This window comes from Gemella sp. 20925_1_85 (assembly GCF_041433735.1).
In the GTDB taxonomy this organism is placed as follows: domain Bacteria; phylum Bacillota; class Bacilli; order Staphylococcales; family Gemellaceae; genus Gemella.
On record NZ_JAPWCC010000013.1, the window covers coordinates 16080 to 34734 of the forward strand.

General features: G+C 29.1%; 20 protein-coding genes and 1 riboswitch. Of the genes, 19 read left to right on the forward strand and 1 reads right to left on the reverse strand.

Annotated features, from left to right (window positions below):
• The first annotated feature begins 223 nt into the window (after positions 1–223).
• The 14 genes from O3884_RS05255 to srtB all read left to right on the forward strand — a co-directional run bounded on the left by O3884_RS05255 (position 224) and on the right by srtB (position 11906).
• On the forward strand, positions 224–637 hold the full coding sequence (locus O3884_RS05255) for a MarR family winged helix-turn-helix transcriptional regulator (protein WP_371452212.1): 414 nt from the start codon (positions 224–226) through the stop codon (positions 635–637).
• 14 nt (positions 638–651) lie between these two features.
• Positions 652–1011 carry a DUF1304 domain-containing protein gene (locus tag O3884_RS05260; RefSeq protein ID WP_371452214.1) on the forward strand — a complete coding sequence of 120 codons (360 nt, stop codon included), beginning with the start codon at positions 652–654 and terminating at the stop codon, positions 1009–1011.
• 14 nt (positions 1012–1025) lie between these two features.
• Complete coding sequence (locus O3884_RS05265) at positions 1026–1670, forward strand: NAD(P)H-binding protein (RefSeq protein ID WP_371452216.1); 645 nt, start codon at positions 1026–1028, stop codon at positions 1668–1670.
• 114 nt (positions 1671–1784) lie between these two features.
• Positions 1785–2540, forward strand: coding sequence for a class I SAM-dependent methyltransferase (locus tag O3884_RS05270; protein WP_371452218.1), 756 nt, complete (start codon positions 1785–1787; stop codon positions 2538–2540).
• A 67-nt stretch (positions 2541–2607) separates the two neighbouring features.
• Positions 2608–2892, forward strand: coding sequence for a cupin domain-containing protein (locus O3884_RS05275; protein ID WP_371452220.1), 285 nt, complete (start codon positions 2608–2610; stop codon positions 2890–2892).
• Between the two features lie 106 nt (positions 2893–2998).
• Entirely contained in the window at positions 2999–3367 is a 369-nt protein-coding gene (locus O3884_RS05280; RefSeq protein WP_004263834.1) for a single-stranded DNA-binding protein, read from the forward strand.
• Between the two features lie 165 nt (positions 3368–3532).
• Entirely contained in the window at positions 3533–3799 is a 267-nt protein-coding gene (locus O3884_RS05285) for a DUF2087 domain-containing protein (RefSeq protein ID WP_371452223.1), read from the forward strand.
• A complete protein-coding gene (locus O3884_RS05290; protein ID WP_371452225.1) occupies positions 3792–4976 on the forward strand; it encodes an MFS transporter in 1185 nt (394 codons plus the stop codon). The genes O3884_RS05285 and O3884_RS05290 overlap by 8 nt, the downstream gene beginning before the upstream one ends.
• A gap of 144 nt (positions 4977–5120) precedes the next feature.
• Complete coding sequence (locus O3884_RS05295; RefSeq protein ID WP_371452227.1) at positions 5121–7316, forward strand: endonuclease/exonuclease/phosphatase family protein; 2196 nt, start codon at positions 5121–5123, stop codon at positions 7314–7316.
• A 182-nt stretch (positions 7317–7498) separates the two neighbouring features.
• A complete protein-coding gene (gene folB / locus O3884_RS05300) occupies positions 7499–7879 on the forward strand; it encodes a dihydroneopterin aldolase (protein WP_371452229.1) in 381 nt (126 codons plus the stop codon).
• Positions 7879–8352 (forward strand): 2-amino-4-hydroxy-6-hydroxymethyldihydropteridine diphosphokinase, encoded by a 474-nt coding sequence (gene folK / locus O3884_RS05305; RefSeq protein ID WP_371452231.1) that lies wholly within the window; start codon positions 7879–7881, stop codon positions 8350–8352. The genes folB and folK overlap by 1 nt, the downstream gene beginning before the upstream one ends.
• A 16-nt stretch (positions 8353–8368) precedes the next feature.
• Positions 8369–9376, forward strand: a complete 1008-nt coding sequence (dusB, locus tag O3884_RS05310; protein WP_371452233.1) for a tRNA dihydrouridine synthase DusB — start codon at positions 8369–8371, stop codon at positions 9374–9376.
• 312 nt (positions 9377–9688) lie between these two features.
• Positions 9689–10840 (forward strand): pyruvate kinase, encoded by a 1152-nt coding sequence (locus O3884_RS05315; protein WP_371452234.1) that lies wholly within the window; start codon positions 9689–9691, stop codon positions 10838–10840.
• Positions 10841–11045: 205 nt separating this feature from the next.
• The gene (gene srtB / locus O3884_RS05320) at positions 11046–11906 is read left to right on the forward strand and encodes a class B sortase, LPKTxAVK-specific (RefSeq protein WP_294681862.1); all 861 of its coding nucleotides are present in this window, start codon (positions 11046–11048) and stop codon (positions 11904–11906) included.
• A 51-nt stretch (positions 11907–11957) separates the two neighbouring features.
• Here the strand turns inward: srtB and O3884_RS05325 are convergent, their stop codons facing one another.
• Complete coding sequence (locus tag O3884_RS05325; RefSeq protein ID WP_294681864.1) at positions 11958–13106, reverse strand: MFS transporter; 1149 nt, start codon at positions 13104–13106, stop codon at positions 11958–11960.
• 227 nt (positions 13107–13333) lie between these two features.
• Here O3884_RS05325 and O3884_RS05330 point away from each other — a divergent pair, with 227 nt between their 5' ends.
• From O3884_RS05330 to metK, 5 genes are all read left to right on the forward strand, one after another.
• Entirely contained in the window at positions 13334–13963 is a 630-nt protein-coding gene (locus tag O3884_RS05330; protein WP_294681866.1) for an MBL fold metallo-hydrolase, read from the forward strand.
• A gap of 45 nt (positions 13964–14008) precedes the next feature.
• The gene (locus O3884_RS05335) at positions 14009–14506 is read left to right on the forward strand and encodes a PH domain-containing protein (protein ID WP_294681868.1); all 498 of its coding nucleotides are present in this window, start codon (positions 14009–14011) and stop codon (positions 14504–14506) included.
• Positions 14499–15998: a PH domain-containing protein gene (locus tag O3884_RS05340; RefSeq protein WP_294681870.1), complete on the forward strand. Its 1500-nt coding sequence runs from the start codon at positions 14499–14501 to the stop codon at positions 15996–15998. The genes O3884_RS05335 and O3884_RS05340 overlap by 8 nt, the downstream gene beginning before the upstream one ends.
• Positions 15991–16482 carry a PH domain-containing protein gene (locus O3884_RS05345; protein WP_294681872.1) on the forward strand — a complete coding sequence of 164 codons (492 nt, stop codon included), beginning with the start codon at positions 15991–15993 and terminating at the stop codon, positions 16480–16482. Before O3884_RS05340 ends, O3884_RS05345 begins: the two co-directional genes overlap by 8 nt.
• Positions 16483–17041: 559 nt before the next feature.
• Positions 17042–17144: riboswitch (SAM riboswitch) on the forward strand.
• Between the two features lie 116 nt (positions 17145–17260).
• A complete protein-coding gene (metK, locus tag O3884_RS05350) occupies positions 17261–18442 on the forward strand; it encodes a methionine adenosyltransferase (RefSeq protein ID WP_294681874.1) in 1182 nt (393 codons plus the stop codon).
• Positions 18443–18655: the final 213 nt, after the last annotated feature.

Genomic DNA, 18655 nt, shown 5'->3' on the forward strand with positions numbered 1-18655 from the left:
TTTTTTAAATCGCATATTTATTTAAACTATTTAACTTATAAAATCATTATATAAGACTAGAAAACGTTTGTAAATGCTAATAGAAAAAGTTTTTTTCTTTTAGAAAATACCTTACACTTTTTGTAAGAATAAATCCTACAAAATATAATAATTGACAAATCAACTATTATAAAGCATAATAGTTTTTAAATAATTGACTTATCAATTAATAGAGGAGAAAAATATGGATGTTAAAGACTATGTAAAATTATTACACGATTTGAAAATTTTAGAAATAAAAGTCGCGAATATTTTCGAAAAAAGATTAGAAATAAGTTTAACAAGATTTCAAATTATAAAATATTTATATGAAGTCGAGGTTGCAACCCCTAAGCAACTAGCACAAAGCTTAGAAATAGATGCAGCAGCCATAACAAGACATTTAAAAATACTAGAAGAAGGAGAATATATAACAAAGCGTCGTAATGAGCAAAATAATAGAGAAGTATTTGTAGAACTTACACAATATTCCAAAAATAAAGTGGATCAGTGCGTTAAAGAAACTGATATTAGACAATTTATTGGTCCAGAATTTACCAATGATGATTTTGAACAGTTGGTAAAATTACTTAATAAATTCAATAATAATTTAATTTAAAAAGAGGTATAAAGATGAGTATAATAACAATAATTCTAACAGTTTTAGTAGCATTACTATTTTTCTATATTATGTATTTAGAAACATTTGCTACAGATTCTGATAGTACAAGTAGAGTATTTAATATTGAAAAAGAAGAGTTACAGAGACCTAATTTAAATGTTTTATTCAAAAATCAAGGTGTATATAATGGATTAATTGGGGTTGGCTTACTGTACGGAACATTCTTATCAAAAAACCCTAAAGAAATTGTAGGAATGTTACTAATTTATATTATATTAGTAGCTATTTACGGTGGTTTAACTAGTGATAAAAAAATTATTCTAAAGCAAGGTGGATTACCAATCTTAGCTTTAATTTCATTAATTTTATAGAGAGGGATATTAGCATGAAAAATACAGCAGTAATTATTGGGGCAACTGGAGCAGTAGGTAGAGAAATAGTAAATGAGATATTAAGTGGTGAATATTATAATAGAGTATATATTTTAGGAAGAAGTTCTATCAGTAAATTACCTGATGATAGTAGGTTGGAAAAGATAATCATAGATTTTGACAATATAGATTTTGATATGAATATATTAGAAAATGCAGATGTTTTTGCTAGTCTTGGAACAACGATAAAAACTGCAGGTTCAAAAGAAAATCAAAGAAAGATTGACGTTGACTATACAGTGAATTTCGCTAAGCTTTGTGAAGGGAAAGTAAGGAGTTTTAATGTTGTTTCTGCTATAGGTGCTAATAGCAAGTCGAAAAACTTTTATAATTCACTAAAAGGTGAACTAGAGGATAAACTAAAAGAGATGAATCTTAGAACGCTTAGAATTTTCCAACCATCACTTCTTATTAGTAAACGCGAAGATAAGAGGTTTTTAGAAGAAATATTTATGAAGGTAGCGCCGATTTTTCAATTTGTATTAAAAGGGAAGATTAAAAAATATAGTCCAATAGAGGCTAGTTTATTAGGAAAAGTAATAGTTCGCTTTGTAACTGAAAATAAAGGAAAAGGAACATATACTTATAATGATTTTTAATAGAAATTAAACTAAATTATCTAGGAATAATTGATAGTAATTATCATTTATTTCTAGATTTTGTTTTTTATTTATTGTAGAATATAAATATGACATATATTAAGGAGTGACATTATGAAGAAGGAAATGGGACACAAATTTTTAAAAAATTTAGGTAAAACTAGATTGAGACCTGGAGGAATCAAAGGTACAAATTTTTTGTTTGCTCATATAGAATTTAAAAAAGGTGACAGGATTCTAGAAGTTGCTTGTAATAGGGGTGTAAATCTTCTTGCTTTAGCTAAACAATATCTAAAAACTACTTTTATAGGAATAGATGTGGATAAAGTAGCAATATTAGAAGCACAACTTGAGGCGATGAAAAATAATCTTAGTAATATTGAATTTATTAGAGCTGATGCCTTCCATTTAGAATTTCCGGAAAATAGTTTTGATTATATTATTAATGAAGCGATGTTAACTATGTTTAGTAATAAAAGTAAGACTAAGGCGCTAAGTGAGTATTATAGGGTATTGAAACCAGGTGGATTACTATTAACTCATGATATCTTATTGCTGAACAATTACGAGAAAACAAAAAAACAATTATCTGATGCGATTAATGTAAATGTATCACCATTATCTAAAGAGGACTGGTTATCGTTATTTGAAGAAGCAGAATTTAAAACGGTTAATTATATGCATGATAAACTGACACTACTTACAGTATCGGGACTATTGGCAGATGAAGGGGTAATAAATTCACTAAGAATAATTAAGAACGGTTTTAAAAAAGATAATAGAAAGCAATTTATTAAAATGGGAACAACTTTTAAAAAATTAGAAAAAGATATGAATTTTATTTGTTTTGTTAATAAAAAAGTTTTATAATAAGAGTATGAAAACGTTTATATAAGGAATAGATATAGAGATAAAATTATAATAAAGGAGAATTAGTATGAGTGTAGGAATAATTTTTGAAGAAGCGGGATTGTTAAAAAAACATGACAGATTTAAATTAGTAAAAAAAGTAGGGAAACAAGGTGAACTAATAGCGAAACATAACCATCCAGAAGCCTTGGTAGTATTTACTTGTGTTAAAGGAGAGGTTAAGGTGTACTTAAATGATGATGAAGTACATATTGTTAAACCAGGGAAAGTTCTTCATTTTGATGGAGATAATTATATTAATGCTGAATTTTTACAAGATGGAGAAGTATTTGTAACTTTAATTCATAAATAATTCCTAAAATTACCATGAGATATTTGGCACATAGAATTGTATAAAATTATAGTCTTCCAATTGTTTTTATAGCGATCTAAATTATTATTTTAAGGGAGGATATATTATGTTAAATCAAGTAATATTAATAGGAAGACTAGTTAAAAAGCCTGAACTAAAAGAAAGTGATAAGAAAGTAAACTATATTAAAGCAACATTAGCTGTTCAATCTGATTTTAAAAATAAGGATGGAAATTATGATACAGAATTTTTCGAGTTTACTACTTTTGGTAAAACTGCAGAAAATACCGCTAAATATTGCGAAAAGGGAAGTTTACTTAATATAGTAGGAAGTTTGAATAACAATGTTTATACTGACAAAAATGGAGTAAAACACTATCAAATGTCTGTAATTGCTAATAAAGTTTCTTTTTTAAGCAAAGGAACGAAAAAAGAAGAAAAAGAGTCAGAAGACGTATTTGTCTTGGGTCAATAAAATTAAATACTAATTTAGATTGCATAAATCTCTAACATAGGTTAAACTGTGTTAGAGGTTTATTTTTTTGTTGTATTCTTTATTTTTTTGTTGTATTCTTTATTTTTTTTTCGTATAATAATGTATAAAAAAAATAAAATTTATTAATAGAAAGGAAGCGGCTTTATGGAAGAAATCAAAGCAAAATATTTTAAAGATGATAAATTGATGACAATTCCAAAAAAAGAAAAGAATAAGATCCCTGTTCTTCAGTTAGTTTTAGAGATGTTAAAGGAAAAATCATTAGAGTTTACCGAGAAAGAATTAAATGAAGCAATTAAGGAGATTTATCCGGATTATTCACTAATTAGAAGATATCTTGTTGATTATAAGTTCTTAGAAAGAGATAATTATGGGAAAATGTATAAGATAGTAGGGGAAAAAGATGAATAATACAAAATTTTATTATTTGTATAGTATTTTATCTACAACAGCACTATCATTCTTTAATCCGATTTTGTATATTTATCTGTTGTCAAAAGATTTCTCTTTTACTGAAGTTGGGTTATATTTATCGATTTTTTGGTTGGTTTCATTTATGACTGAGCTCCCATGTGGAGCAATCACCGATAATATCGGAGCAAAAAATAGTATTCTTCTAAGTGTGATTTTTAGGGTTGTTGGATTAATATTGTTGCTTAGCAATAGTTTAATATTGTTATACATATCTGCAATATTATCTGCCATTGCAGAATCATTTCAATCTGGAACTTTAACAAGTTGGTTGGTCAATGTAAACAATAAAAATAATGAAGAAATAGATATAGATAAAGTTCTTTCTAGAAGTTCACTATATTCACTATTTTTCTCAGCGGTAATAGGATTTATTAGTGCTAAGTACGTGTATGTATACTATAAAAGTTTGTCGATAATATTGAGTATGTCAATTTTTATTATTTCGTTTTTATTTACATATTTATTTATGCAAAAATTAGAACAGACACAAAAAATATCTATTGAGAATTTAAAAGGTTCAATAGTTACGGTGAAAAATTCGTTAAAAGAAACACTTTATGTAAAAAGTAGCGTATTTCTTATGATACTGTTTGTTATTCCTTCTATTTTAGATCTTGGACCATCAAATCAGTGGCAAGCTGTATTTGAAAAATTAGATGCTGATATTATCGGTTATGTTTGGGTAGGAATCTCAGTTAGTGGAATGTTAGGAAGTGTCATATACGAAAAATTATCAAATAAATTATCAAAGTTACGTATTTTATATTTCTTTGTAATTGTAAATCTTGGAATGCTATTAATGTTTATTTTTATTCAAAATGTATATGCTAAGTTTATACTATTCATGCTATTTATTGTATTTTTCACTTTAATGAGCATACAGGTTAATGTATTTATGCATAAATATTTAGTAAAAAGTGATGAAAATAGGACTACTACAGTTTCTATATTTTATACTTTTGAATCTATCATTGTAGCAGTATTATTATCTGTAAATGGAGTACTAACTGATAAGGTCGGAATAGAAAATACTTGGTTAGTCTTTATAGGAATGGTAGGGCTAGTTATTATATCATTTATGTTTGCAAAACTAAAAAAAAGTAGAATTAAATAGTTTAATTATTGATTCTAAAAATCTTCGATATAGGAAAATCTATATTGAAGATTTTTTTTAGTAAAGGTGAACAATTGATATTGCTTATTAATTAGATTAATAGTAAAATAATTAGTATAAACTTATATACAAGGAGTTCATATTGTGAAAAAATACAAATTATCAATATTATTAGCAAGTGCAGTATTAGGAGGAGCAGGTGCGACTTACTTATCTGCAGAAGTAAATGAAGTTTCTGCGGCAGAAGTAAAGACAGAAGTAGTTGCTCCAGCTACAACAGATAAAAATGAAGTTACACCGGCAGCAGCAACTGCGCCAGCACCTCAAGCAACTGCTCCAAAAGAAGTTAAAAACATTGGAGAGATACAAGGTGAAAGTCATCAGAGTCCTTTAGCTGGAAAAGAAGTAGTTATTAACAATGTTGTTGTTACAAAAACTGATAAAACAGGTTTCTATGTTCAAGACAAGGTTTCTGATGATAATCCAAGAACATCTGATGCGGTTTATGTTGCCTCAACAGATCCAAAGAATAAAGTAGAATCAGGTGACTTATTAAAAGTTCGAGGTACTGTTAAAGAAGGATATATGGAAGAATACTCTGTAAAACAAGGTCAAACTTTTAAAAAGCCTGCAGGTAGCTTAACAGTTACTCAAATCATTAACGCTACTATAACAAAACTAGGGAAAGCAGAATTACCAAAAGCATTAAATATTTCTGAGAAAATGCCAAAAGATGTAGTGGATAATACACCAACTAAATATAATCCAGAAACTGAAGCACTAGACTACTGGGAAAGTCTAGAGGGGATGCTAGTAGAAGTGACTAAACCAAAAGTTACAGGTCCACAATATAAAGGTGATATTTATGTCTTACCAGGAGACTACAAAGGTCAAAAACTTAACAACATCGGTGGGGTTAATCTTCGTCCAGGTGTTCAAAATACAGAAGTGTTACCAGTAACTGTAGGAAATAAATTTGTAGTAAAAGCAAAAGATTACTTTAATGACAATATTACAGGAGTAGTTACTTATAGAAATAAAACATACAAAATTGATCCAAATACTGTACCAAAACTACAAGATGGTGGATTAAAACGTGAAGTTTCAAAAATTTATCCTTCAGAAGATAAATTAACTATAGCTTCATACAACATTGAAAACTTCTCAGCTAATAATAGTGGTCACGATGAAACACCAGAGGAAAAAGTTGATAAGATTGCTAATTCATTTATTAAGGAAGTTCACAGTCCTGATATTATTACTTTAATCGAAGTTCAAGATAACAATGGTGGAGTTAATGATGGAACTGTTGATGGAGTTAAGAGTGGGGAGAAATTAGCTCAAAGAATTAAGAGTCTTGGTGGACCAGATTATAAATATACTGAAATAGCTCCAGTTGATGGAAAAGATGGTGGGAAACCAGGTGCTAACATTAGGGTAGCTTACTTATACAATCCTAAGAGAGTAACTCTAATTGGTAAAGAAAAAGGTGGAAGTGAAGAAGCAGCACGTTTTGTAAATGGACACCTTGAGAAAAATCCAGCTAGAGTTGATCCAACAAGTGTTCACTTTGAAAAAGTAAGAAAATCATTAGCTGCTGAATTTGAATTTAAAGGTGAGAGAATAGTAGTAATCGCAAACCACTTAAAATCAAAATTAGGAGACGATGCAATCTATGGTTCTAACCAACCATCAGTAGAAAATACAAAAGCAAAACGTATTGAAGAAGCCAAAATTCTTAATGCCTTCATTAAAGAAGGATTACGTCAAAATCCTAACTTAAAATTTGTTCTTACTGGAGACTTCAATGATTTTGAATTCTCAGATAGTGTAAAAACAATTGTAGGAAATGAACTTGTTAACTTAATGGCTGAACATGAACAAGGGGACAGATATTCATACTTCTATCGTGGAAGTAACCAAAGTTTAGACAATATTTTAATTTCTAAAAATATCAAGGATAAAGTAGTATTCTCTCCTGTACATATTAACGCTTCGTTTATGGAAGAGCATGGACGCGCTTCTGACCATGATCCTGTAGTTGTTCAAATCGACTTTAGTAAACCAACAGCTCCAGTATCACCAGAGGTAAAACCAGAACCAGGTATTACTCCAAACAAAGAGGATAAAAAAGATAACTCTACATCTCAAAATTTAGGAGTAGTTGCAACAGAAACTGGAAGTGTAGCTAACGGAGACACTCCTAAATCAAATGTAAAAGTAGCTACACCAGCTAAAAGTGTACTTCCAAAAACAGGATTAGATACTTCTAGCTCATTAGTATTTGCTGGAATCAGTGCGATGATGGCATTCTTCTTAGGAAGAAAAAAACGTAACTAATTATTATTGAATAATTTGTAGAGAGATGACTCAAGAAATTTGATTAAAATAAATCATTATTCTTGGGTCATTTTTATTTTTTTATGAAAAATAAGTTAAAGTAAGTATAATCATTAGAGAAAAAAGTAGAAATATGATAAAATTTTATAGTTAAGCAAAATAATGATTGAGGGGTATTAATCATGAAAACAGTGTTATTTATTGATAATCTTGAAGTGTTTGCTAATCACGGATTATTTGAAGAAGAGAATAAATTAGGTCAGAAGTTTATTTTTGACATAGAATGTGAGCTTAATTATAAGAAAGCTATGTTCAGTGATGAAATGACAGATAGTATTAGTTATGCAGATATTGCAGAAGTTGTTGTGAAAACTGCTACGACTAATACATTCAATTTGCTTGAGAGATTAGCTGGAGAAATTTTAAAAAATATTTTCACTGAATTTTCTCAAATAGAAAATATTAAATTAAAAATCAATAAACCAGGAGCACCGATAAAATATCATTTTGAAAAATGTGGTGTAGAAGTAAAAGTATCACGTGAGGAGTTTTATAACTTATAATGATTATACTAGCGTTAGGAACTAATATAGAGCCAAGAGAACAGTATTTAAAAGATGCTTTAACAAGAATAGAAGAAAATAATCTTAAAATTATTTTGAAAAGTAGTGTCTACGAAACACCTGCATGGGGTGGGGTAGCAGATCAAAACTTTTTAAATATGTGTATAGAAGTAGAAACTGAACTAGAAGCATATGAACTGTTAGATACGATTCAAAAAATAGAACTTGAATTGGGTCGAGTTCGTAAGGAACACTGGGGTAATAGGACAATTGACATCGATATAATCACATTTAATGATTTAATTTTTAATGATGAGAGATTAATTGTTCCACACAAATATATTCATGATAGAAACTTTGTTTTAGCTCCTTTAGTAGAAATGTATGGTAGTATATATATTGCCGGAAAAAACATAAAAGAATCATTAGAGAAAATAACAGAACCAATAAGTGTATATAAAGAAAAATTGTAAAAAGAAAGGATAAAGAATGTTTAAAATTAGAGAAGTAGAAATTCCAAATAGAGTTGTTTTAGCACCTATGGCAGGTGTATGTAATGCTGCATTCCGTTTAACAGCGAAAGAATTCGGTGCAGGATTAGTTTGTGCTGAGATGGTAAGTGATAAAGCTATTTTATTTAATAATAAAAAAACGATGAATATGCTATATATCGATCCGAGAGAACGTCCACTAAGTTTACAAATCTTTGGTGGGGAGATTGAAACATTAGTAGAAGCGGCGAAGTATGTTGATAAAAACACTGAAGCGGATATTATTGATTTAAATATGGGATGTCCAGTACCGAAAATTACTAAAGTTGATGCTGGTAGTAAATTACTTCTTGATCCAGATAAGGTATATGAAGTAATTGCAAGATTAGTAGATTCTGTTTCTAAGCCAGTAACTGTAAAAATGCGTATGGGATGGGATGATGAGCATATTTACATAATGGATAATGCTAGAAATGCAGAGCGTGCAGGTGCAAGTGCTATTGCTATCCACGGTAGAACAAAAGTTCAAATGTACAGTGGTAAAGCTAACTGGGATGTTATTCGTGATGTGAAAAAAGAACTGAAGATTCCAGTAATCGGTAATGGAGATGTAACTACACCAGAACTTGCGAAAAAGATGTTAGATGATACTAATTGTGATGCGGTAATGATAGGACGTGCAGCTTTAGGAAATCCTTGGATGTTATATCGTACTGTTAAATATCTAGAAACTGGTGAATTAACAGAAGAGCCAAGTCCAAGAGAAAAAATTGACGTTTGTCTACTTCACTTAAGAAGACTTATGGAAATTAAACCTGAAAGAGTAGCCGTACATGAAATGAGAAAACATGCTGCATACTACATGAAGGGTATTAAAGGTGGAGCAAAAGTTAAAAAAGAATTAAATACTTTAAACTCATATGCAGAGATGGAAAATCTATTTGGAGAATTCCTAGATTATCTTGAGTCTGGTATTGTAGCTCCTAAAAAAGAAATAATCATTTAATGTATTGAATTATTATTTTTAATTAAATAAAAAAATTCTGAAAAGAGGTTATACAAATGTTAGTATAACCTCTTTTTAAAGTTAAGAAATAAATATTAAAAATATTTAAATAATTTCTAAAGTCATATAAATACTGAAAATTAGAGATTTCTAAAGTGTTTTTTAAACTAGGCGGTCTATAGGACTTAAAAATATCTAAATGGTAAATGAAGATTAGGGAGTGGTAAACTATAAAAAGTATCTAGAAAATAATAATTTAATGTGTTATAATTAAGAAAAAAGAAAACGTTTTAAAAGGTGAGGTAGTTATATATGACTAGAAAGGCAAAAATTATAGCAACTTTGGGAAATAGTACAGAGGGAATATTAGAGGAGATTGTTGCTAAAGGGGCGGATGCTGTATTAATTGATACATATTATGGAAGTACAGAAGAGTGCATTGATAGAATTAATAAAATAAAAGAATTAAGAGACAAATTAGATAAAAATACTGCAATAATTTATGACTTAGATCATATTTATGCGGAAAGTAAATATAAGTTAATTAAAATAGAAGAAGAAACTGTTCATTTTGCTTGTCAACATGATGTTGATTTTGTTGCATGTCCATTTGTTAGTAATCTTGATGAAATCCGAAAAGTAAAAGACATATTGCAAGTTCAAGGGAAAAAGGATATTGGATTAATTGTAAAAATTGACTGTAAAGAAGCATATGATAATATTGATGAAATTATTCAATTTGCAGATTCTATTATGATAAATAGGGATGAACTTGGTATGGAATTACCATATCAAAACTTACCAAGTATTCAAAAAGAAATTATTAGAAAAGCTAATGATGCAACTGTAGAAGTAATCTTAACAACTCAAATGTTACACTCTATGATTTATAACCCTAGACCTACACGTGCAGAAGTTTCGGATGTAGCGAATGCAGTTATTGATGGAGTAGATGCAATAATGTTGATAGAAGAAACAGCAACTGGAAGCTATCCAAAAGAGGCATTACAAACTGTCGATAAAATTATTAGTTATGTAGAAACTCAAGATAGAGTATTTGAAGATGACGATGATGAGTATAAAAATCACAAGATGGATATTGCCCATGCAGTTTCGCTATCTACTAAATATTTACTTGATTCTTTAGATGTAAATAATATTGTAACTTATACAAAATCTGGTAGTACAGCTAAGTTTATCGCAAGGTATAAACCAAAAGTTCAAATTTTAGCAGTAGTTCCATCAAAACAAAAAGCTCGAAAATTAGCATTAACACGTGGTGTTACTACATTTATTGAAGAAAGAACACTACCTATGGAGGAAATGTTAAGTTTAGCACCAAAATTTGCTAAGGAATCAGGTTTAGCAAAAGAGGGAGATTATATCTTAATTACAGCTGGACAACCAGATCTTGGAAAAGATAATGTACCACCAACTGATTTCGTAAATATAAGACAAGTTTAAAAATGTATATTTTCATAATGTTAAGAGATTGAACTATGTAAAAGTTCGATCTCTTTTTATGTATATCAAGAAAAACTCAGGTATTCGTTATAAATTTTAGTGTATAAGAGAGGATTATTTTTGAAGAAATTTTAAAAAAATTATGATATAATCTAATGTGGAGTTTAGATATGTAAACACAAATTTTTAGAAAGGAATATTTTTTATGAATAATAATAAATCTTTACTAAGTAAAATTGTAAAGTATGTCTTGATGCTTTTATTTGTAGTTGGTGGAGTGTTTGGAATATATTCTTACATGAATAAGAATTCCGTTGAACCACAGGTTCGAGTTGAGCAAAAAGTAGACTCTACACAATCTAAGGAAGAACCTAAGAAAAATGATGAATATGTAGTAGATCAAGCTGAGAAAGATTATTTAGCTAATAAGTTTAAAGACTTAAAAACAACAAATAATGAGGTTATCGGTTATATGTATGTTCCTGGTGATGGTAAGGATTCGCTTAAAGAACCAATTTTACAAACAACTAATAACTCTAAGTATTTAGAGTATGGAATTGATAATAAACCAGCTCCATTTATCGGTGCAGTTTTTATGGATTTTGAAAACAAACCAGGTTTAGATCAAAGCGATGTGAAATGGGTATTTGGACATGCTCGTGCGGGAATTGAGGAGAAGAAAATAACATTGGATACGAGAGTATTCAACAATATGAACTGGTTTGCTAAAAAAGATTATTTTGACAGTCATAGAGTTGTAGTTATGGAAACTCCGGAAAGAAAATACTATTATGAAGTAACAGGGGTTAAAGTGGTTCATGAAGATACTAATCTGTATCAGATACCGACAACTGCTGATAAGAAAGATGAATTTATAAGTTTATTTAAAAACGGGGCAAGAAACTGGTTAGAGAATACGAAAATATCTGGTGAGGATAATATGACAGTATTTGCTACTTGTCGTTTAGATGATGTATCACTAAGAACATTAGTATTAGCTAGACAGGTTCCAGATAAAGAATTAAAAGAATTCTTAGAAAAAAATAAAGAATTATTAAATAGTTAATAATAAGAGGCACAACGTAAAAATTATACGTTATGCCTCTTTTGGTTTATATTATTTTTTGTTTCTTAAAATTGCGTAACTAACTAATGTAGAAGTTAACATTAGTGTAGTAGTTATGAAAAATGGTGTTGTATATTTTTCTAAGTATAGAGCTTCAGGTATTTTTGTAAGTACTACTGGAGTAAGAATTACACCAATATTACCACCTACTAAAATTATACTTGTTGCAAAGTTTATAAATTTGTTTTCCAATTTCTTAGAAATATAAAAGAAGTTAAATGACATTGTTCCAACAAAGCTGATTCCTATAAAAATAGCTGCGATATAAAATATAACAATATTATTTGTTAAGGCAAACAACCCACTCCCGATTGTCATGAAACTTAACATAATTGGTAAAGTTAGATTTTTAAATCTCTTAACAAGGATACCGAAGATAACTCCTGAAAGAATACCACTTAAAGCAAGAATCGTTAATAAATTTCTAGATACATCTGGTTGGTAGTGATATTTTTCTGCTAGTAGGGTAGGGATTTTAATAGTTGCTCCCATGTAAGAAATTCCTACTAAAAATGTTAGAAGAGTTAGAACTATAGTTTCCTTATGGAATTTAATGCTAACTTTTTTATTATTCACATTTTCTGCATTAGGCACGAATAATAGAAAAATTATAAATATAGGAAGTGCTAGAGCATAAACTAAAAATGTATATTGAATACCGTAAATTAGTAGATATCCAGAAATAAATGTAGTTAATGCTTTACCTATATTTAAGAATGCCGTTCTGAGTCCAATCATAGTACCACGGTGTTCTTCATCAAAGAAGTCACTTATCATACTAATAGAAAGGGAATTAAATAAACCAATACCAGCTCCAAGGAAAAGTCTACTAATTAAAACAACTTTAAAATTAGTTGTAAAAGCTGGTACAATACCAAAGATAAATATTAGTAGTAGCCCAAGAAGAACTGTATTTTTTTTACCAATAAACTTAATAACTCCATTGCTAAGAAGAACGAAGATTGTTATCATCATAGCTGGAATTGTAGCTAAACTCTCAACAGAAGCCAGACCTATATTAGGATTACTTTCATGATAAAATTTATATAGGTTTGGAATTACTGGAGAGATAGCAAGGTGTGACATTAATAATATAGAAATACTAAGTAATGAAAACTTAGCGAATGAATTTAATTTCATTTTATTTCTCCTTTTTTCTTAGATATTTAAACCTAACTTGAAAAAAGTTAGGAAAAAACTAAGTTTTATGAAAACCATACTATACCAGTATAAAAAAAATATTAGACAAGGTCAAGTGATGAGGGGATAGTATAAGTAAAGTAAGAAAACTACTAATCAAGGCTTGTTAATAATATGATAATAAGATAAAATAGAGATAACAATAATTATGGAAAGGTTTTGAGAAAATGGCAAAAGCAGAAATTAAAAGAATAGTAATGGATATGGTAGATGAAAACTGCTATGTAGTATATAAAGATGGACGTGGAGTTATTGTAGATCCAGGTGAAGGTTTTGATAGAATACAAAAAGCTGTAGATGAATTAAATGTAAAGATCGAAGCTATATTATTAACGCATGCTCACTTTGATCATATTATGTCATTAGATGAATGTAGAAAACACTACGGAGTGCCGGTATATATTTCAGGATATGAACGTGATTGGTTACAAAATCCAGATTTTAATGGTTCAACATTATTCCGTTTGAGAAGACCACCTATGACTGAGCCAGCAGAATTCGAGTTTGAAGAAAATAAAAAATACGAGATTGCCGGTTTAAGTTTCACTGTATTACCAACACCAGGGCATTCTCCAGGTGGAGTATCATTTGATTTTGGTAAGTTTATTGTAGTGGGAGATGCACTATTTAGAAGCGGTTTTGGTCGTTATGATTTATATGGATCAGATTATGATGCACTAAAAAATTCATTAGGTAATGTATTATTTAAGCTTGATGGAGCCAAAATAGTTTATCCAGGTCATGGGGATGAAACTACAATTGAAAGAGAAAGAAATCTAAATCTTATCGGTTTCTAATTTTAAAAGTTATAATATTAATTTTTAAAAGTAGGGAGGAATTTTATGAGAAAATATATAGGAAGATTGTATGTTGATTATTTTTTCTTTAATATTTGGGCAATAAGCATAACATTTGTCGTGCTGGCTTCTGTGATTTTTAAGTTTACTGGTTTTGAAGAAGTGTTCGGTGTTGATACTTATATAATTCTATGGGTAATATTAGGATTAGTTTTTCTAAATCATGTTATAGTTGTAATGCTAAGAGATAAATATGAATATAATACATTTTTTGAAATAACAGATGAACATTTTAAATTAGCTTCAACATCAATATATACATTTTTTAAATTGGAGAAAATAGCACCACTTAGAAATATATTAGATTACACAATTAAACAAAATATATTGTCGGAAAAATTCAACATTTACAAGGTTAGTATAAACACTGGTTCGGAAAAATTAAGTTTTTATGTTTCTAAAAAAGATGTAGAGAAACTAGAAAATTTATTACTAACGATACTAGAGAATAATCTTAACTATAGGAGGTATAGAGATGAATAATATTAAAAAGAGTCGAGTACACCCTATGGTTATTATGGATACAGTAATTACAGGATTTAGATTGTTTGGTATCTTTATGGTGTTGGCATTAAAAGAGCAAAACTGGAAATATTATTTACTAGTTTTAGCAGGGTTTCTTCTACTAATAGTAATAGGTATTTTTGATTATTTTGTTAAAAGTTATGAAGTCCGAGATGGGGCATTAATTTATACAAAAGGAATAATAAATAAAGAAGTAAAAAATATAAATCTTGAAAATATCCAGTCAATAGATATGAGTTCCAATATAATGTATCAAGCATTTAATCTGCTTTCTGTAGATATTAATCTTGTTGGAGGCAAGATTAGGATAAAACCTTTGAAGAAGGAAATCGCATTAAATTTAATCGATATATTAAGAGATTTAAAACGAGATGAAGATACTTCTGTAGTTCATGAGAATACTGAAGAAGAGATTCAAAGAGAAATACTACGATTATCTGTAAAGGATCTTGCATTTTATGGATTGTTACGAGTTAGGTTCTTTGCTGCTTTAGGGTTAATACTTGCCTTAAATGACAAGATTCGAGATGTATTTAAGATTATTTTTGATAATGAAGCTTATTTTGATGAACTACTTCAAAAAAATGCCGAATCAGTTGCAGGGAATATAACAGCCTTATTTATAATAATTGGAATTTTCATGATTTTAGTAGTGTTAGCATCAATTATTTTTACGATTATAAAATATTATGACTTTATCCTTACGACAAAAGATCATAATTTACTGTGTAAATATGGACTCTTAACGAAAAAATCATTAGTTATTGATATTGATAGAATTCAAAGCGTAAAATTAATATATCCGTTACGTTATAGATTCTTTGGACTAGCGAAATTATCTGTTGAGACTTTGACAAATAATGTATCAGAAGATTTAAGTGAGCAAAAATCTACGATAGATGTCTTACCATTGGTGAAGAAAGATTTTGCACAGGATTTTGTGAAAAATAATCTAGGTATTGATTTAGAACATTATGATAATTTAGAAAGTGAGAAAATACAACGTAAGGCAAGAATGGCGATGTATCGTTGGAGTTTATTTAATTGTAGCCCGCTCCCAATAATAGTATTTGCGATTTTATACTTTGCTAATGTTGACTTGAAGCTTGAGTATAAAATATTAGGTTCAGTTGCTCTTTATCTTGTCTTAGTTTCATATAGTATTTTAGTGAAAAATTATATGTTGAAATACAATGAACTTTCTTATGATAGACATTACTTTAAAAATACATTTATGAGACAATTAACGATAATTACGGAGTTAATTAAGGTGAAAAAAGTAGGAACTATAAATAGTAGAACGAACTATTTTATGAAAAAAAGGGACCTTTCTCATCTATCAATAAATTCTATTGGAGTAAACTCTGATATTAAGTTGAAATATTATGATAAAGGATATAAAGAAAAATTAGAAAGAGATTTTATTATATCGGAGGTAGGTTATGAATAGAATATTTGAAAAAAAATCACGTAATTTACCACAAAGGTCTATACAATATACGAGAATATACTTTGGGATATATGCTCTAGTTCTCTTATCACCAGTTATTGGTAAGAGTGTATATGATTACTTTAAAACTGAAATAAATTATAAATTTCTAGGTCTAGGTATATTAGTGATATTAATAATATATGCTTTAGTGGCTTTAGTCATCCCGCCTTTAGTAATTAGAAATTATTCTTACGAGATAGATGATATGGGGGTGTCTAGAGTCGAAGGAGTATTTTTCAAGAGTAAAAAAACTTTACCATATAATACTATTCAAGATGTTACTATAAATACAGGACCTATCTTAAATAAGTTTAAATTAGCTAATGTACAAGTAACAGGAATATATAGCAAATTATCGATTGATTGTCTTTCAGTAAAAGAAGCGGAGAGGTTGAAAGAAAAAATTCTCCGAGAAAGAAGTAAATACAATATTGAATATTAATTTTACCATATCTTTTCAGGAGTTTTATTTGACAATTATCTGATATTAGTTTAGAATATAAGTATAAAGAGTAAGTAAAAACATAAAAGTAAAACACTAGCACCCGTCACAATGCTAGTGTTTTTATTATGAAGAACATAATAAGGCTTATCGTTGTATATTAGAGTGCTTTTCATCAAGCCATTTACAAATATAATATGAAACTATATTTGTCATAATGTTAAGCACTGTTTGAGTAAGTATTTCCATAAAAGTATTTTATCACCTCCTACTATCGCAGGATTTGATTTGTTATCAACGACAAGTTAATTATATCATAGAAGAAGTCTAACGGGAAAATAATATTAATATCTATTTTGTATGTTAAGTGTGAATAGGAAAAAATTCAAGTCGATAAGACGAGTTTTACCAATTCTAATAGAAGAAGCGGAGAAACTAAAAGAAAAAATTCTCCAAGAAAGAAGCAAATACAATATTGAATATTAATTATTTTATTTTATCGTTTGACAAATTAGAAAAAGTATATTAAAATCTAATATGCTGATAAAAGAAATATAAATACTTATCAAGAGTGAGTGAGGGATAAGGCCCGTTGAACTCCAGCAACCTAATCAATTGATTAAGGTGCTTTCCTTAGCAAAGTTTACTTTGAACGATGAGGTAATAAATAAAGACCTTGTCTATGTGATAAGGTCTTTTATTTATATAATTTAAAAGATATTAAGGATCTAGAGGAGATTTGTATTAATATCAGACAAAAATATTTTAGGAGAAAAAAATGAGCAAAACATATTTATTTACATCAGAATCAGTAACAGAAGGACACCCAGATAAAATTGCTGACCAAGTGTCAGATGCAATTTTAGATGCAATTTTAGAGCAAGATCCATATGGACGTGTAGCTTGTGAAACTTGTGTAAACACAGGATTAGCAGTACTTGTAGGAGAAGTTTCAACAACAGCAAATGTTGACTTCCAGCAAATCGTTCGTGATACAATTAATGAAATTGGATATAACGATCCTAATAAAGGATATTCAGGTGATCATATTTCAGTACTTGTTGGGTTAGATAAACAATCTCCAGACATCGCTCTTGGGGTTGACAATTCATTAGAAACAAAACAACAAAAAGAAGAAAATGAAGTAGGTGCTGGTGACCAAGGTCTTATGTTTGGATTCGCAACTAACGAAACACCAACATATATGCCACTACCAATTTACCTAAGTCAAAAACTTTCAAAACAATTAGCAGAAGTTAGAAAAAATGGAACTCTTACATACTTAGGTCCAGATGGAAAAGTACAAGTAACAATCGAATACGATGTAAACCACAAAGTTAATAGAATTGATACAATCGTAGTTTCTACACAACACGATGCAGATGTTACTCAAGAACAAATCCACGCTGATATTAAAAAATACGTAATTGAGCCATGTTTAGATAAAGATTTATTAGATGAAAATACTAAGTACTTCATCAATCCAACAGGAAGATTCGTAATCGGTGGACCAGTAGGAGATGCTGGACTTACAGGACGTAAAATTATTGTTGATACATACGGTGGATTCTCACGTCACGGTGGTGGAGCATTTAGTGGTAAGGATGCAACAAAAGTAGATAGATCAGGAGCTTATATGGCTAGATATATCGCTAAAAACATCGTTGCTAGTGGAATCTGTGATAAAGCAGAAGTACAATTAGCTTATGCGATTGGAGTAGCTCACCCAGTATCAATCTTTGTTGAAACATTCGGAACTTCAAAAGTTGACGAAGGGGATATCGTTAAAACTATTAAAGAAGAATTCCGTTTAACACCAAATGGAATCATCGAAACTTTAGATTTAAGAAAACCAATCTTCAAGAAAACGGCAGCTTACGGACACTTTGGACGTGAAGATGTAGAATTCACTTGGGAAAGAACTGACAAAGTAGAAGCATTTAAAAAATTATTAAAATAGTAGTACTAAAACGTAGAATAGGTATAGTCTTATTCTACGTTTTATACTTTTATACTAAGATTGAAATATTTACATAGAATATATACTTCTTAGTATATTATTCTGTAAAATTATATTTTTGGCCAGCATTTTAATTGCAAAAATTTTATTAATGTAGTTTAATATAAATAAGGACAAAAAGTGAAAAAAATATGAACAAATTGTGGAGGTAAT

Excerpts from the sequence above, each read along its gene's own strand:
- O3884_RS05255 (WP_371452212.1), top strand. The coding sequence starts at position 224 with ATGGATGTTAAAGACTATGTAAAATTATTACACGATTTGAAAATTTTA.
- O3884_RS05260 (WP_371452214.1), top strand. The coding sequence starts at position 652 with ATGAGTATAATAACAATAATTCTAACAGTTTTAGTAGCATTACTATTT.
- O3884_RS05265 (WP_371452216.1), top strand. The coding sequence starts at position 1,026 with ATGAAAAATACAGCAGTAATTATTGGGGCAACTGGAGCAGTAGGTAGA.
- O3884_RS05270 (WP_371452218.1), top strand. The coding sequence starts at position 1,785 with ATGAAGAAGGAAATGGGACACAAATTTTTAAAAAATTTAGGTAAAACT.
- O3884_RS05275 (WP_371452220.1), top strand. The coding sequence starts at position 2,608 with ATGAGTGTAGGAATAATTTTTGAAGAAGCGGGATTGTTAAAAAAACAT.
- O3884_RS05280 (WP_004263834.1), top strand. The coding sequence starts at position 2,999 with ATGTTAAATCAAGTAATATTAATAGGAAGACTAGTTAAAAAGCCTGAA.
- O3884_RS05285 (WP_371452223.1), top strand. The coding sequence starts at position 3,533 with ATGGAAGAAATCAAAGCAAAATATTTTAAAGATGATAAATTGATGACA.
- O3884_RS05290 (WP_371452225.1), top strand. The coding sequence starts at position 3,792 with ATGAATAATACAAAATTTTATTATTTGTATAGTATTTTATCTACAACA.
- folB (WP_371452229.1), top strand. The coding sequence starts at position 7,499 with ATGAAAACAGTGTTATTTATTGATAATCTTGAAGTGTTTGCTAATCAC.
- folK (WP_371452231.1), top strand. The coding sequence starts at position 7,879 with ATGATTATACTAGCGTTAGGAACTAATATAGAGCCAAGAGAACAGTAT.
- dusB (WP_371452233.1), top strand. The coding sequence starts at position 8,369 with ATGTTTAAAATTAGAGAAGTAGAAATTCCAAATAGAGTTGTTTTAGCA.
- O3884_RS05315 (WP_371452234.1), top strand. The coding sequence starts at position 9,689 with ATGACTAGAAAGGCAAAAATTATAGCAACTTTGGGAAATAGTACAGAG.
- srtB (WP_294681862.1), top strand. The coding sequence starts at position 11,046 with ATGAATAATAATAAATCTTTACTAAGTAAAATTGTAAAGTATGTCTTG.
- O3884_RS05325 (WP_294681864.1), bottom strand. The coding sequence starts at position 13,106 with ATGAAATTAAATTCATTCGCTAAGTTTTCATTACTTAGTATTTCTATA.
- O3884_RS05330 (WP_294681866.1), top strand. The coding sequence starts at position 13,334 with ATGGCAAAAGCAGAAATTAAAAGAATAGTAATGGATATGGTAGATGAA.
- O3884_RS05335 (WP_294681868.1), top strand. The coding sequence starts at position 14,009 with ATGAGAAAATATATAGGAAGATTGTATGTTGATTATTTTTTCTTTAAT.
- O3884_RS05340 (WP_294681870.1), top strand. The coding sequence starts at position 14,499 with ATGAATAATATTAAAAAGAGTCGAGTACACCCTATGGTTATTATGGAT.
- O3884_RS05345 (WP_294681872.1), top strand. The coding sequence starts at position 15,991 with ATGAATAGAATATTTGAAAAAAAATCACGTAATTTACCACAAAGGTCT.
- metK (WP_294681874.1), top strand. The coding sequence starts at position 17,261 with ATGAGCAAAACATATTTATTTACATCAGAATCAGTAACAGAAGGACAC.